Source organism: Aliikangiella litoralis (genome assembly GCF_052495765.1).
Window position 1 is genome coordinate 2,409,244 of the sequence record NZ_CP199292.1, and the last position, 15,024, is coordinate 2,424,267.

The window sequence follows — 15,024 nt, forward strand, 5'->3', positions numbered from 1 at the left end:
ATTGGCTAGTTATTGCACAGAACCAGGATCTCATGAGGTAACATTGGCTTTGCTAACAAAAAGCCTTGAACCAGATCACACTGATGTTGCCTTAAAAAGTCGAGTTGAAATTGGTTTTCGACACACTCAGTGACTAATTCCAAGCCTAAGCTATGAGCAAGTATAATTGACGAGCGAACGATTCCTTGACTGGATTGATTTTGCTCAAGATCTTTGATGAACATTCCATCTAATTTTAAAGTGTCAGCTGGAAAATTTTGAATATATTGGAGTGACGAATATCCGGTTCCAAAATCATCAATTGCAATTTGTGAACCTAGTTTTTTGATAGAGCGTAGGGTGCTAACTGTGCGCTCAGTATGTTCAACAAAAACAGCTTCTGTGATTTCTATTTCTATTTGACTCGCTTTAATTTGGTTAACTAATATTTGGCGTTTGAGGTGCTCTAGCAAAGTATCACTAATTAGGTGTCCAGCAGATACATTCACCGCAACGGTAATATCCGAAAGGCCTTGTTCGCTCCAGCTTTTTATTTGCTTACAAACTTGGGTGATAACCCATAAGTCAATTTGATTGATGACGCCTGTTTCTTCTGCTATCGGTATAAATACTCCAGGAGAAATAGAGCCTATATCTTTATTATTCCAACGTATCAGAGCTTCAACATTTTTAAATTTATTATCTTTTAACCTCATTTGGGGTTGATAAACTAAATAGAATTCTTCGTCATCAATTGCTGAACGTAGGTTACTTTCTATCGCAAGTCGCTCTAATGACGATTCATTCATATCTTGTGTGTAAAAACTGAATTGACCGGGTCCCTTTTCTTTGGCGTGATACATACTAATATCTGCATTTTTCAGTAGCATTTTGTCATCTGAGCCATCGTCAGGATAAATACTAATGCCAATACTTGTTGAAACGTGGAGTATGTGTTCTTGCAATCTGAAAGGAGTTTTAAAACTATCAATAATCCGTCTAGCTGTTCTTGCTGCATCTTTCGGGGTAGATAAATTTTCGAGTAAAAATACAAATTCATCGCCACCAAGCCGAGCAACAGTATCACCTTCACGAGCTAGTTTAGATAGCCGTTTAGCGACTTCTTTTAATAATAAGTCTCCATTCTGGTGACCTAAGTTATCATTAATAATTTTAAATCGGTCTAGGTCTAGAAATAACAGGGCTAAGTTGGTTTTGTTGCGAAAAGATTTTGATATGGCTTGATGTAATCTATCAACTAATAGATATCGATTTGGCAGACCTGTTAAAGAGTCAAAGTGAGCTTTTTGGTAGAGCTGTTCGGTGCGAACTTCAACTAGTCGTTGAAGTTGCTTTCCATGCATTGTTAGTTCGTTTTCACGCTCTTGTACAGCATCGAGCATTTGGTTAAACTCTTCAGTTAAGCGCCCAATTTCATCTTTCCTTTTTGATTTTAAACGTTTTTCAAAGTTATTTGATTTGTAAATAGCATTAATATGTCTGACCATTCTCCGTATTGGTAAGGTTAGTAGTTTTTGAAAAAAACCTGTAATTGTGATTGCAATAACAAGGTTGGCTAAAAAAATTAGTAGAATAAACATAAAGTAGTCATCTTTATTTTGAAACAGAAGATCTTTTTTATGTTTTACGTAAAAGTAACCGACAACTTCGGTATTACTTTTTATGGGTTGCACAAATATAAGGCTATTTAAATTTGAACTGACTGATTGAGTAGAAGTTAGCTCCGGAACTGGCGCATCATTTATTGGTGAGTAATAACCAAGTAAACTTCCATTAGAAAGAAATATCGCTGCAGTTTCTATTGACTGATTATCTTTTAAACGAGCAGTGAGATCAAAAGCGGTATTATCATTTTTATTGATTACACTCGGTATGGCTTCTCTTGCAAGTAATTTCGTTTCGCCGGTAACTTTTTCAGTAATGCTCAATTCAATATCATTATAAATTTTAAAATAAAAAAGAGCACAGACCATTAGCAGCATAGATATAATAATGATTGTCATCATTAAAGTAAGCTGAATTCTAAATGAAAGTGATTTATTTTTTATTTTCACGAATCGTAATATCAGAGTTTATTTTTTTAAGAGTTACTATTGAACTCCGCCCTAAAGGTTCCAAGGGTATGATGCCTTGAAGCAGGTTGTATAAAGCAAGGATAGATAGTTCGACCTGCTAATTCGATCTAATTCTATATTTTAGTTTAGCTGTTTATTAAATGAGTGATAAAAAGCTATCAATAAGTAAATTAACATGCCTGTATGAATTATGAACAGCTTTTTCTGCTTTCAACTAGCTTATGCCAGTTAATTTTAGTTTTTTTCTACTTTAAACACAATTATCTTATTTATATTCAACTTCACTCGCTAATATTTAATAAGTTCGGTCTAGTAGCATAGCTGAAAAATGCTCTTAAACAACTAACTTTACTACTAAGCATTACTTTTTGTGAATCCTGCCCTCTTTTTAGTAAAAAATAGCTATTTGATATTTTTTCGGGCTTCTAGCTATTGTTACTAGGGGGGTATAACCAAATGTGATAGAGTTAGGTCAATAATTTTTGCAGGTTAAAACAAAACTACCGGAGTGGAATAGTGACGATTGATAGAGGCGGCGTTTTCTCAAATGCCTTGCAAATGATTGGTAATACGCCAATGATTGAATTGAAGCGGTTAGATACAGGTTGTTGCCGATTATTTGGTAAGTTAGAGTTGCTCAATCCTACCGGTTCAATCAAAGACAGAATTGCACTTAATATGATATTAACTGCAGAAGAAGAGGGAAAGTTAAAGCCAGGGCAAACTATTGTTGAAGCTACTGCCGGTAATACAGGTTTAGGACTTGCATTAGTTGCGGCACAAAAAGGTTATCCTTTATTAATCATTATGCCTGATAAAATGAGTATGGAAAAAGAGTATAACCTAACTGCAATGGGGGCAAAGGTGATTAGAACCCGCTCTGATGTTGTTAAAGGCCACCCAGAATACTATCAAGACTTAGCGGCCAGCATTGCAAAAGAAAAAGGGGCTTTTTATATTAACCAATTTGCTAATCCTGCAAACGTTGAAGCGCATGTTAAGACGACAGGTCCAGAGATCTGGCAGCAATTAGATGGCAAAGTTGATGCTTTTGTTTGCGGTGTTGGTTCGGGGGGAACACTTAGTGGTGTCGGTAGGTATCTTAAAGCCCAAAATGCATCTATTGAGATTGTACTAGCCGATCCTGAGGGCTCTATTTTAGCTCCATTGCATAATACTGGTGAAAGGATAGAGCCTAAGCGTTGGCTAGTTGAAGGTATAGGAGAAGACTTTATACCCGATATTTGTGACTTGAGTCTGATCGATCACGCATACACTATACCTGATAAGTCGGCCATGTTAACGGCACGTGAACTACTTGCTAAAGAAGGTATTATGGCGGGATCTTCAACGGGTACGTTATTAAGTGCAGCATTAAATTATTGCCATCAACAAACAGAGCCTAAAAATGTTGTCACTTTGTTGTGTGATACTGGAACTCGCTATTTATCAAAAATGTACAATGATGAATGGATGAAACAGCAAGGTTTTATTGAATAGAAAACATATAAAATTAAAATATTATATCAGTGAATTGAGTAAAGTTATGAGTGAAAATAAGCATTTAAAATTTGATAGTTTAGTAATACATGGCGGACAAAGTCCAGATCCTTCTACGGGGGCTGTAATGCCACCAATTTATCAGACTTCGACGTATGTTCAGGCGGCACCTGGCGAGCATCAGGGATTTGAGTACTCCCGTTCACAAAATCCGACACGTTTTGCGTATGAGCGTTGTATTGCGAGTTTAGAAAATGGAACCCGTGGTTTTGCATTTGCATCTGGAATGGCAGCTACAGCAACAATTTTAGAGCTAGTTGATAGTGGTGAGCATGTTATTGCTATGGATGATTTATATGGCGGTACATTTCGTTTATTTGATAAAGTACGTAAACGTTCGGCTGGCGTTGAGTTTGATTTCGTTGATTTAACCGATATTGCCAAGCTTGAAGCGGCAATTAAGCCCAATACAAAAATGATTTGGGTGGAAACACCAACAAACCCTATGCTTAAGTTAGTTGACTTAAATGCTGTTGCCCAAGTGGCTAAAAAGCATGGAATTATTGCTGTTGCCGACAACACTTTTGCGACACCTTATAACCAAAAGCCTCTCGACTTCGGCTTTGATATTGTGATGCATTCTGCAACTAAGTATATCAATGGCCATTCTGATATGGTTGGGGGGATCGCTGTGGTAGGCGATAATGCTGATATTGCTGAACAAATGGCTTTTTTGCAAAACTCTGCCGGTGCAATTGCTGGTCCATTTGATAGTTATTTAGCTCTTAGAGGATTAAAAACTTTAGCGATTAGAATGAGTCGGCATAATGAGAGTGGTATTCGTATTGCACAATGGTTAACTGCACACCCCAAGATAGATGCTGTTTATTTTCCTGGTCTACCTGAACACCCACAATTTGATTTAGCGAATAGCCAAATGAAAGGTTATGGGGGAATGATATCAATATTGGTTAATGGAGGACAAAAAGCGGCTAGTCAGTTTATGCAAAATTTAGAAATATTTGCTCTTGCTGAAAGTTTAGGAGGGGTAGAGAGCTTAGTTAATCATCCTGCAATAATGACGCATGCATCTGTTCCTAAAGAAACGCGTAAACAATTAGGTATATTAGATAATCTAGTTCGTTTATCTGTAGGGATTGAAGATGTTGAAGATTTAATTGACGATATTAAGCAGGCATTAGATAGAATTTAGTCTGTTTTATTGATTGCTAAAGAGATTGTATAACTAAACTAATAAAGCTGATGGACTATCAGCTTTATTAGTATTTGGAGCTAGTTATTTGTTTCATGCTTCGAAGATAGCAAAATATCTCATTTTCAGCTGAACGCCTGCTAGGAAATGGACCCATGTCTAAACCTTCTCTAGTTGCAAAAAACCACCCATTGCTCTTGTAATATACTCGATCATTTTTGGTAGATTGCTGATTTGGCATTCGATTAACCCCTATTCAGTTAGTCTAGTATCAATTTTGCTAATTATAACTAATTTGAATAATTAGTCCTAGTGGTTGTTCTCCATTATATATGTAAGATATTGGCTATATTTATCGTTAAACGTGTTTATTGTCGTACCATAATTGTGGTTTTTGTAAATAATAGCCTTGGACATAATCAACCCCGATATTTTTTAGTATATTGTATATGTTTTCATTTTCCACAAATTCAGCGACAGTTTGTATTTTCATTTGAGAGGATATTTTATGAATGGCTTCAATAAAAACACAGTCATTAGGGTTGGTTTGAATATCTTTGACAAATACCCCATCAATTTTTAGAAAGTCGATAGGGAGCTTTCTTAAGTAATCAAATGATGCTAATCCCGTTCCAAAGTCATCTAGAGAAAATGTACAACCCTTAGATTTCATAGCCTGCATAAAGTCGAGAGCATTATCCAGGTAAGATATTGCGGATGTCTCTGTCACTTCAAAATTGATTCTAGATGGTGATACGGCATATTCCTCAAATAACTCGTTAACAAAAGGAATGATACGCCTTTCGCTTAAAGTTTTACTGGAAATATTGATATTATAGTTAGCTGAGTCTTTTACTCCTAGTTCGGCTAAATACATTAATGTATGTTGAATAACCCAATGGTCTATTTTGGCCATAAAGCCATATTTTTCCGCAATAGGTATAAAGTGGATAGGGGAGATTATATGATTATCTTTATCTCGCATTCGAATAAGAACTTCATATTTTTCTGGTGCGAGTTTCTCTTCACGGGTACTTTTAATAGCTTGACGAAATAGCACAAAGTTATCTTGGTTTAAGGCCTTTTTAAGATCGACAACTTTAGTTGCTTCTTCTGATTGTTGTTGAATTTCAGGATCGTCTGTTTGGTAGTATTGTGTAATATTGGGGCCTTTTGATTTGGCTAATCGGCATGCATGATCGGCTGCTGAAAGAACTTCATTAATATCATTAAAGTTTTCATCAATTTTTACAACTCCTAAACAGACACTAACCGATAGAGACTCGTCCTGCCATTCAAACTGAAAATTCCTGATAGCATTCTTTATGCTTTCGCAAATCTGTATTAGTTTAGTATCGTTAGCATTTTTGATAATGATAGCAAACTCATCAGAACTTAAACGGCTGAGAAAATCATTGCCTGGGATTGCTTTTCTTAGAAGAATTGCTAGCCTTTTTAAAAATTCATCACCTGCTTCAAAACCATGAGAAGTATTTAATAATTGAAATTTATCTAAATCAACTAATATGATTGCTGGTTGGTTGATTGGCTTTCCCTTTTTGGTCTGTGATAATATTTTACCTAGATTTTTTTCTAAATGTCTACGGTTAAATAATCCGGTAAGACTGTCTCTACTTTCATGATAAATAAGGCGTTTAGAAAGTTCTATTGCTGTAGACAAGTCTTCAATGGTAATTGCAAAACCTCTAACCTCAGCATCTTGATCATAAATTCTAGCCAACTTTACTGCTACTGGTATGTGTGTTGTATCAGTAAGTTTTAAAGTAAGGTTTGAATATTCTGGAATTTCACTGCTTTGGTAATTTTTAATCATTTGTGAAAAAGATTGTTTTTCATTTTCTTGGAGATTGTAAAGCTCACAAATATCAGGAAAATTTTTTCCAACTAATTGAGGAGAAGACATGTTGAGCATTGATTTGGCTCGACTATTGGCAAAAGTAATATTAAAACGCTGATCTATAGAAATAACCGCTTCGTTGACCGAGTTGATTAAGGTTTCTGCATTTTGTCGTGACTGGTTTAGTTCTAATTGAGAAAGGTATTTTAATTCTAAGTTTCTTTTTATTTGAAGTAATGCAATAAGCAATAAAGCTGTGATTATTGACCATGTCACAAATGATTGCCATAAAGTTTTTTTGAAAAATTTAGACTTTGATTCAGGATCTAAACGGATTACAAAACTCCATCGAGTATTAGGAATAGGTAAAGAATGTTCAAAGCCTGAGAGTGTTGCTTTGTCGAGTAAACTGGTACTGTTTAAGCCTGATAGGGATTCAGATGAGACCTCAATAAAACCGGACTTATCATTTCTTAGTAAAAAAAGTTGCTGATATGGAAGCTGATACTTTTGTAATAAGTTGTCAATGAAGTCAATATTAAACGCAACAAACAAGTAACCTTTCTCTGGAATATTTACATCTCTAGGTTGTATTAAATCATAATGAGTAGAAGATTTACTTCGATGTAAAAATAGCCTCTGCTGTCTTCCTAGTTTAACGGTTTCTTTCACTTCTTCAGTACAATCGGGTAAAAAATTTCCTGTTATATGCTGTAGTAAATTTTTGCCTGTTGGCGATATTAGAGTGTAAAGTCTGGTTGCTGGAAGCTCTTTTCTTAAGCCCGTTAGCACTTGCATATAACTTTCTTCATTGGTTTTTTGTGGGGAGTTGACTTGAGTATCTAATAGCTTTTTATTTGAACTATTAAAGAGGGCTATTTTCAATCGTTGTGTTGTTAAAGTTTGAGTTAATTCTTCGAGTACCGATTGACTGACTGAACTCATTAAGTCATTTTTATATTCTAACTGTGTTTGGCTAAGGGAAATGGCTTGGAGTGTAAGTAACAATGCAAATCCCAAGACTGCAAGTATAAAAAGGCTAAGAAGAGCTTTAAATTGGCTTTCTTTCTGTTTTTTAAGGCTGATATTTGTCATTTATACTGATAGAGAGTCGATTTAACTATAAGTATAGATGGTTAGTCTTTGTCTGAAGTTTTATTTTTTTCAATGTAGCCACTAGGGCTTTGAGTATGGTTAAGCAAGTTTTCTTCCTGCGGGGTAGGAGAATGGGGTGAGTTTTCATAATCAGGGTGCTTGCCTTGTAAAAAATAGGCGAAAGCAATAATTTTGGCTACTGCTAAGTAGAGGGAGTGAGGAATTTCATCACCGAGTTCTAATCGAGCGAGCACTTCCAACAAAATAGGGTCGTTATGAATATGTATATCATTTTTTTTGGCTGTTTCTATGATTTTCTGGGCTAGTTGTCCTTGACCTTTTGCAACCAGTTTAGGCGCATTTTTACCATCATACTTTAATGCTGCAGCTTTAGACTGAGGTGATTCTGGCTTTTTCATACATGCAGATCCACTGTGACATCATCATCTTTGAGTAAAGTTTCAGGCACTTTGCCTTGTTTGCTCTTTACTTCATCAACCTCAAGTCCAGCTAATAAAAGTGAGCTTTTTAGGCGTTCTATATGTTGTTCTAATAGTTGTGTGGTTGATTCTTCTTGCGCAAAAAACTGCGTTGAAATTCGGTCGTTTTTCAATTTTACTCTAGCAAACATTGGACCTAATGGCTCCAAATCAAACTTAACGGTTACGGTCCAAGTTTTGTTCGCTTTATCTTGTTGAGTATCTCGTTCAGCCTCATATAATAACTCAAATGAGTCAATTTGGCCTTTGTGGTATATCGGTAAGTCAACTAAATATTGTTGTAAAAATTGTGACTCATTCTTTAAGCTTAGCAGTTGGTTGTGCTCTATTTTATTGAGCACCTGATTGACTTCTAGCAACATACTTTCAACCATTTGCAGTTGTATTTTGAGAAGAGAGTGGTTTTGTTTGAGGCTTAATGGTTGAGCTTGTTGAAGAGTTTTGAGAGAGTTTGCAGAAAAAAGCTCGTTAAGTTCTTTAGATTGAAACAGCTGCTTGGTTTCAATAGAAGGTGAGGGCACAGTAGTTTGAGAAGAGGTTATGGTTTGAGTGGGTGAAAGTGGTTGTGTTGCACTGGTTGTGGAAGAAAGAGAAGTGGCTGTGGTATTTGACTGAATAGCGGTTGCTAAAGCATTAAATTCTGGGCTTTTAGTTAACAAAGCTACAACTCTTTGAATATTGACTGCTTTATTCTGCGGTATTTTTAAACTTTGTGATAACTGCTCTAAAACCTGTTTAATCTGTAAACTGACTTGTTTGATATCATTATTCGCTTTTGGTTGATTATCCGGTAACTGCTTTGGACTATTGGTTAGTTCTGGTAGCGTTTTGTTGGCTTTTAAAGAAACAATCTTTTCTGGTTGAATAGAGCTTGTTGCTGGTCTATTAGGACTATCCAGAGAATTGAGGTTTTTATGATTAGATATTGAAAACTGAGATGACTGTTTGCTCAGTTTTGATTCGAAAAAATGTCCCCCTGTTGTCATTCTTTGTTTTATATCAAGAGACTTATTACTCACTGAAAAATCAGTCAGTTGACGCAGTTTCTGAGTAAGCTGAAGTAGTTTGGTTATTGGGCTTAGAATTGGATCTTTGATTGGCAAACGACTTGTTTTAACCAGTAGTTCACGCAATGGTTGAGTATTTAATTGTTGCGGAGGGTTGTTTCTTTTGCTCATGTTTTGAATATTTAAGCTTTCAAGCAGATTATTTTCTAATTTTATGAGTTGATTAAAACTATCCGATAGTTTTATTGCTGCTTGAGGAGAATTGTGACTGTGGTTGGTTAACAGCTCTTTTATTGCTTGTTTTAGAGTAAGGTACTCAGATGAAAGGGGAGAACGGTTTTCTAACGAGTTTGAGCGAGTTAATGTTGTTTGCTGTGCTGTTGTTCCATTATTTATCTTTTGCTGTTCGTTGGCTTGTACCGTGCTCGTTTGCTCTGTTTTTGATATCTGCTGGAATACTTTTAAGGTTGTTGGTGTGATCAGAGTTGCTTGATTAAATACTAACCTGGTGCTTGTCTCTGAAGCTGCTTTATTATTTGGGGCTAAATCAATAATTATTTGGTTGTTTTTTGTACTTATTGATACAGTCATTGCTGTTTGTGCTATTTCAGATAAGTGTTTCGCAATAAAAGAAGGCATTTGTAGCTGTTTTAATGTTGTCTGGCCGGCGAGAGCTAGCTCCAGTGGTTTTTGTTCGGTCAGTGTCAGTTTTTCTATCAACAGTGGCCGAGCGGCCAGTTGTTCGATTAATTTCAGTATTTTGCTATCTAAAGGTTGACTGCTTTGAGTTACAGGGTTGTTTTCAACACCAGAAATGCGCACATTAATTGTCCCGTATCAATGGAAATAAGAAGACCATTGATATAGTATAGCCGCAGTTTCCGGATCGGTGTTTGAGCCGAATAAAAAATCCCGTATTATTGAGGCAATCGAGTGACTTCTGTTTGTAAGGCCTATAATGAGCACAATCAGTTAGAAATATCCAACCTCTCAGTTTATCGTTCTGATTTACCTATTTTTTCACCCGTGAGTTTAACATTGAAAGCGGGGGAAAGTGTTCAAATCAGAGGTTGTAATGGTTCTGGCAAAACAACTCTACTAAGGGCTATTTGCGGGTTGAACAATAATCATGACGGGATAGTCAGCTGGAATAGTACTTCTATAGCCGACAGCCAACAAAACTACTACCAAGATTTACTTTATATTGGCCATTCTTTAGGCTTAAAACCTAAGCTAACTGCCGAACAAAATTTAAATTTTTATCGAATGTTAAGATTTGAGGCCGATCCTAGGTTAATATTGCAAGCACTTAATCAATTCGGTGTAGGGCATTACTCTGATGAGCTGGTTGGACGTTTATCTGCGGGGCAGAAGCGCCGCGTATCACTCGCACGTATAATGACTGAACCTGTGCCGGTTTGGGTACTGGATGAGCCGCTAGTCGCTTTAGATGTAGAAGGGCAACGTTGGCTTGAGGATATATGTAATAAGCATTTAGAAAGTGGCGGCATTTTGCTCATTACTTCTCATCAGCCCATCACAGGTATACGAGGGTTACGTGAGTTGAGTTTGTCATGAAGTTGTTATTAAGCCTAGTGAAAAGAGAATTAGCAGTTGTTATACGAAGCCAGTCGGAGTTTATTTATCCGTTAGCATTTTTTATCATGGTTACTACGATGTTTCCATTGGCGGTAACTCCTGAACCCTCGCAACTCGCATTTATTGCTCCAGGAGTTATTTGGGTTGCTGCATTGTTGAGTTTATTGTTATCGTTACATGCTTTTTATCAAATGGATTATGAAGACGGAAGCTTAGAGCAGTTACTACTCAGTGGGGTTCCAGGGCCATCTATTATTGCAGCTAAAGCAATAGCCAATTGGATTGTTACCGGTCTACCGTTAGTGATTATTGCACCTTTAATTGGCGTTTTATTAAATTTACGCGCTGAAGCAAATTGGATTGCTATGTTAGCGCTATTACTAGGTACGCCAAGTTTATGTTTTATTGGAGCAATAGGAATGAGTTTAACATTAGGGTTAAGAAATGGTGGTGTTTTATTAACCTTGCTGGTCTTGCCTCTTTTTATTCCTGTACTTATTTTTGGGGCGTCTACGGTAGAAGCGGCTTCGATGGGCAGACCTTTTAATGGGCAGTTAGCAATATTAGCTGCAATATTAATTTTAAGTACTTTGTTGTCACCAGTTGCGGCCTCTGCGGCAATGAAGATATCAATAGATTAGGTAATAAATAAGATTATGTGGACTTGGTTTTTTCAATTAGCATCGCCGAAGTGGTTTTTTTACATGTCTGCGCGGCTAATCACTTGGCTATCAGTGATTACATTACTGCTTTTTGTCATCGGTTTAATTTTAGGTTTATTAATGTCACCTGCCGATTATCAACAAGGTAATACTGTGCGTATTATGTACATTCATGTACCAGCCGCTTATATGTCAATGATGGCTTATGTCATTATGGCGATAACTGGAGCCATAGGACTTGTATGGCGCATTAAAATGGCGCATATTGTTTCTATAAGCTGTGCCTCTGTTGGCGCCATTTTTACCGCATTGGCCTTGCTAACCGGAGCAATCTGGGGGCGCCCAACTTGGGGAACTTATTGGGTGTGGGATGCTCGGTTAACTTCAGAGTTAATATTGTTATTTTTATATTTGGGGTTTATTGCTTTACATAGCGCTTTTGATGAAAAGCAGAAAGCTGATAAAGCCGCCGCTGTTTTAGCATTAGTGGGACTAGTTAATATTCCTATTATTCATTTTTCGGTAGAATGGTGGAACACACTTCATCAAGGGGCAACTCTCAGTAAATTTGAAAAACCCTCAATGGATACCAGTATGTTATGGCCATTGTTGATTATGATTTTTGCATTTAAATTTTATTTTTTCTTGGTGTTAACTTATAAGGTGCGAGCAGAAATTTTAATTCGTGAAAAACAAGCCAAGTGGGTGAAAAAGTTAGCTATTGATAAGGATTTATTTTTAAATAAAGGTGAATCAAAGGAGTTCGTTTGACCATGTTTTATTTTGACTCAATAGGTGATTTCTTGGCGATGGGAGGGCATGCTTTTTATGTTTGGTTATCCTTTGCTATCGTTTTTATCGCGCTAGTTGTACAGTTTTTTACCGCTAAAAATGGCGTTGCTTCTTCTATTAATCAGATTAAACAACATTATAGGCAGTTAGAAAGGCGTAAAGCTTCACAAGTTTCAGTTTCAGCTGAGCAAAGTGTAAGCCATTTAGAAAAGTCTTCGGAGGAAAATGAATAATGGCAATGAAACCCCATCGTAAAAAGAAACTTTTATCAATTATAGGTGGCGTTGTTGCGGTGTCCTGTGTTGTTGGTTTAGTGCTTTATGCCAGTGATCAAAAGATGAATTTATTTTTTACACCCACAGAAATTGCTCAAGGAAAAGCTCCTTCAGACAGGCTTATTCGAGTTGGTGGATTAGTAAAAATGGGTAGCGTAGAACATATTGATAGAGCTGATGCTGAATTAGAAACACACTTTGTGGTTACCGATCAAAAGCTGGATATTGCTGTGATTTATAACAAAGTGTTACCTGATTTATTTAGAGAAGGCCAAGGTGTTGTTGCGTTAGGTAAAGTAAATGAGCAAGGAACTTTTGTGGCGAGCAATGTGTTGGCAAAACATGATGAAGAATATAAAGCGCCCGAAGTTCTTGATGCACTTGAACGTGCAGGCCACCCGGTTAAAAGAGATTAATTATGCAAGCTGAACTCGGTCAGTACTTATTAGTTTTATCCTTTTTTATGTCTATCGCTTTGGCTATATTTCCAATGATAGGTTCTTTTTCTCAGCAAAGCCTGTTGCTTAATTCTGCAAAGCCGCTGACATACTTAATATTTGCAAGTTTGCTAGGAAGCTTTTTTTGCTTGGAGTATGCTTTTTTAGTTGACGATTTTTCGGTTGCTTATGTGGCTAATCATTCAAATTCTCTCTTGCCTATTGCCTATAAAATATCGGGCGTATGGGGAGGGCATGAAGGGTCGTTTTTATTGTGGGTTTTAATTTTATCTGCTTGGATGTTAGCTGTTGCTTTAAAAACGCAGAATTTTCCATTAGTTCGATATGCAAGAGTGCTTTCTGTATTAGGATTAATTGCAACTGGTTTTATCTCTTTTTTATTGTTCACTTCTAATCCATTTTTGCGTACGTTACCTTTTTTCCCTATTGATGGAGCTGATTTAAATCCATTATTGCAAGATTTTGGAATGATAGTTCACCCCCCTTTACTTTATATGGGATATGTTGGTTTTGCTGTATCTTTTGCATTTGCGATCGCTGCTCTTATTGAAGGTCAATGGGATTCTAACTGGGCCAGACTAACACGTCCTTGGGCAATTGCTGCTTGGTCTTGTCTGACCGGGGGGATTGCACTTGGTAGTTGGTGGGCTTACTATGAATTAGGTTGGGGGGGATGGTGGTTCTGGGACCCCTCTGAAAATGCTTCTTTTATGCCTTGGTTAGCTGGCACAGCGTTAATACATTCGCTTGCTGTTACCGATCAAAGAGATTCTTTTAAAGGTTGGACACTTGCTTTAGCTTTAACAACGTTTTCTCTGAGTTTATTAGGTACTTTTATTATTCGCTCAGGTGTTTTAACTTCTGTACATGCATTTAGCAATGATCCTGAAAGAGGAGTTTTTATACTAGCCTATTTAGTTGTTGTTGTTGGAAGCTCATTAGCATTATTTCTATTTCGTTCAGGTAAAATTAGAAAGAAAGTAAAGTTTACAATGCTATCAAAAGATATGTTTTTATTATTAAATAATATTCTTTTAATATGTGCTGCCTTTGTTGTCTTTTTTGGTACTTTATATCCACTGTTAGCCGAAGCTTTTGGGCGAAAACTATCCGTTGGTGCTCCTTATTTTAATGCAATGTTTCCTTGGCCAATGTATATGCTGTTTACATTACTGGGAATTGGTCCTTTGCTTAATTGGAAACGTCATGATTTTTCTCAATTAAAAATGGTTCTTGTTAAACTATTTGTAGTTTCATGCGTAACTGCTTTAGCTGCAACCTTGCTACTTGGCGAATTTTATTTATGGGTGTTCTCCGGTTTAATGCTATCTATTTGGGTGGCATCATCTAGTTGCTTTTTTGTGTTTAATAAAGGAAAAAATCAACCAGGTGTGGGGGCATTTTCTAAATTGTCGAGAGCCAATTTAGGAATGGTTATTGCCCATATTGGTATTGCGATTACATTGGTGGGCGTGGTTATTAGTAGTTTGCATAGTGTCGAAAAAGATTTGAGAGTAAAAGTTGGACAAACAGTAACGGTCGCTGACTACGATTTTACCTTGATTCGTTCCGAAAAAGTAAACGGAAAAAACTATATCGCTTCTCGGGTGAGTTTTGATGTGCGTAGTGATGGTGAGTCAATTGGTATTCTTGCTCCTGAAAAGCGCTATTATCTCGCAGGCAAACAAGTTATGACCGAAGCATCAATTGATGCTGGAATATTACGTGATGTTTATGTCTCATTAGGTGAGCCTTTAGATGATAATCGACAGGTTTGGGGAGTGAGAATTTATGTTAAACCTTTTATTCGGTGGATTTGGATGGGAGCTGTTTTTATGGCAATTGGAGGCATTATAGCTTCTCTTGATAGGCGTTTTGCCAAAATGAAAACAAGAAAAAATAATCAAGAAACTAAGAAAGTTAATGAAGCTACTGAGCATATTAAAGCAGAAGTTGGTGTGACTGTAAAAGAACCTTCGGTAAGTTAAGT

The 15,024-nt window shown here is 36.6% G+C and carries 13 protein-coding genes; 8 read left to right on the forward strand and 5 right to left on the reverse strand.

Translation table 11 applies throughout. The features are described from left to right. Positions 1-5: 5 nt before the first annotated feature. Entirely contained in the window at positions 6-1,928 is a 1,923-nt protein-coding gene (locus ACT5E3_RS09985; RefSeq protein WP_444998161.1) for an EAL domain-containing protein, read from the reverse strand. A gap of 663 nt (positions 1,929-2,591) precedes the next feature. On the opposite strand from ACT5E3_RS09985, the gene ACT5E3_RS09990 reads away from it, so the two are divergent. Both ACT5E3_RS09990 and ACT5E3_RS09995 read left to right on the forward strand, forming a co-directional pair. Continuing rightward, on the forward strand, positions 2,592-3,575 hold the full coding sequence (locus ACT5E3_RS09990; RefSeq protein WP_444998162.1) for a PLP-dependent cysteine synthase family protein: 984 nt from the start codon (positions 2,592-2,594) through the stop codon (positions 3,573-3,575). 46 nt (positions 3,576-3,621) lie between these two features. Beyond that, positions 3,622-4,788 carry a cystathionine gamma-synthase gene (locus ACT5E3_RS09995; RefSeq protein ID WP_444998163.1) on the forward strand — a complete coding sequence of 389 codons (1,167 nt, stop codon included), beginning with the start codon at positions 3,622-3,624 and terminating at the stop codon, positions 4,786-4,788. A 67-nt stretch (positions 4,789-4,855) separates the two neighbouring features. Here ACT5E3_RS09995 and ACT5E3_RS10000 read toward each other — a convergent pair whose 3' ends face one another. The 4 genes from ACT5E3_RS10000 to ACT5E3_RS10015 form a co-directional block, all read right to left on the reverse strand. Beyond that, complete coding sequence (locus tag ACT5E3_RS10000; RefSeq protein WP_444998164.1) at positions 4,856-5,029, reverse strand: DUF6316 family protein; 174 nt, start codon at positions 5,027-5,029, stop codon at positions 4,856-4,858. A gap of 117 nt (positions 5,030-5,146) precedes the next feature. Then, complete coding sequence (locus ACT5E3_RS10005; protein ID WP_444998165.1) at positions 5,147-7,654, reverse strand: EAL domain-containing protein; 2,508 nt, start codon at positions 7,652-7,654, stop codon at positions 5,147-5,149. A gap of 128 nt (positions 7,655-7,782) precedes the next feature. Continuing rightward, the gene (locus ACT5E3_RS10010; RefSeq protein ID WP_444998166.1) at positions 7,783-8,160 is read right to left on the reverse strand and encodes an EscU/YscU/HrcU family type III secretion system export apparatus switch protein; all 378 of its coding nucleotides are present in this window, start codon (positions 8,158-8,160) and stop codon (positions 7,783-7,785) included. Further along, the gene (locus tag ACT5E3_RS10015) at positions 8,157-10,070 is read right to left on the reverse strand and encodes a flagellar hook-length control protein FliK (protein WP_444998167.1); all 1,914 of its coding nucleotides are present in this window, start codon (positions 10,068-10,070) and stop codon (positions 8,157-8,159) included. Before ACT5E3_RS10015 ends, ACT5E3_RS10010 begins: the two co-directional genes overlap by 4 nt. 111 nt (positions 10,071-10,181) lie before the next feature. Between ACT5E3_RS10015 and ccmA the strand changes: the two genes are divergently transcribed. The 6 genes from ccmA to ACT5E3_RS10045 all read left to right on the forward strand — a co-directional run bounded on the left by ccmA (position 10,182) and on the right by ACT5E3_RS10045 (position 15,022). Continuing rightward, a complete protein-coding gene (gene ccmA / locus ACT5E3_RS10020) occupies positions 10,182-10,826 on the forward strand; it encodes a cytochrome c biogenesis heme-transporting ATPase CcmA (protein ID WP_444998168.1) in 645 nt (214 codons plus the stop codon). Then, the gene (ccmB, locus tag ACT5E3_RS10025; protein WP_444998169.1) at positions 10,823-11,488 is read left to right on the forward strand and encodes a heme exporter protein CcmB; all 666 of its coding nucleotides are present in this window, start codon (positions 10,823-10,825) and stop codon (positions 11,486-11,488) included. The genes ccmA and ccmB overlap by 4 nt, the downstream gene beginning before the upstream one ends. 63 nt (positions 11,489-11,551) lie before the next feature. Next, positions 11,552-12,280, forward strand: coding sequence for a heme ABC transporter permease (locus ACT5E3_RS10030; protein ID WP_444998170.1), 729 nt, complete (start codon positions 11,552-11,554; stop codon positions 12,278-12,280). Positions 12,281-12,282: 2 nt separating this feature from the next. Continuing rightward, on the forward strand, positions 12,283-12,534 hold the full coding sequence (ccmD, locus tag ACT5E3_RS10035) for a heme exporter protein CcmD (RefSeq protein WP_444998171.1): 252 nt from the start codon (positions 12,283-12,285) through the stop codon (positions 12,532-12,534). Further along, positions 12,534-12,992 carry a cytochrome c maturation protein CcmE gene (ccmE, locus tag ACT5E3_RS10040; protein ID WP_444998172.1) on the forward strand — a complete coding sequence of 153 codons (459 nt, stop codon included), beginning with the start codon at positions 12,534-12,536 and terminating at the stop codon, positions 12,990-12,992. Before ccmD ends, ccmE begins: the two co-directional genes overlap by 1 nt. Before the next feature lie 2 nt (positions 12,993-12,994). Further along, the gene (locus ACT5E3_RS10045; protein WP_444998173.1) at positions 12,995-15,022 is read left to right on the forward strand and encodes a heme lyase CcmF/NrfE family subunit; all 2,028 of its coding nucleotides are present in this window, start codon (positions 12,995-12,997) and stop codon (positions 15,020-15,022) included. The last annotated feature ends 2 nt before the right edge of the window (positions 15,023-15,024 follow it).

Coding starts and splice junctions, on each gene's coding strand:
- ACT5E3_RS10045 (WP_444998173.1), top strand. CDS start 12,995: ATGCAAGCTGAACTCGGTCAGTACTTATTAGTTTTATCCTTTTTTATG.
- ACT5E3_RS09995 (WP_444998163.1), top strand. CDS start 3,622: ATGAGTGAAAATAAGCATTTAAAATTTGATAGTTTAGTAATACATGGC.
- ACT5E3_RS10030 (WP_444998170.1), top strand. CDS start 11,552: ATGTCTGCGCGGCTAATCACTTGGCTATCAGTGATTACATTACTGCTT.
- ccmD (WP_444998171.1), top strand. CDS start 12,283: ATGTTTTATTTTGACTCAATAGGTGATTTCTTGGCGATGGGAGGGCAT.
- ccmB (WP_444998169.1), top strand. CDS start 10,823: ATGAAGTTGTTATTAAGCCTAGTGAAAAGAGAATTAGCAGTTGTTATA.
- ACT5E3_RS10000 (WP_444998164.1), bottom strand. CDS start 5,029: ATGCCAAATCAGCAATCTACCAAAAATGATCGAGTATATTACAAGAGC.
- ACT5E3_RS10010 (WP_444998166.1), bottom strand. CDS start 8,160: ATGAAAAAGCCAGAATCACCTCAGTCTAAAGCTGCAGCATTAAAGTAT.
- ccmE (WP_444998172.1), top strand. CDS start 12,534: ATGGCAATGAAACCCCATCGTAAAAAGAAACTTTTATCAATTATAGGT.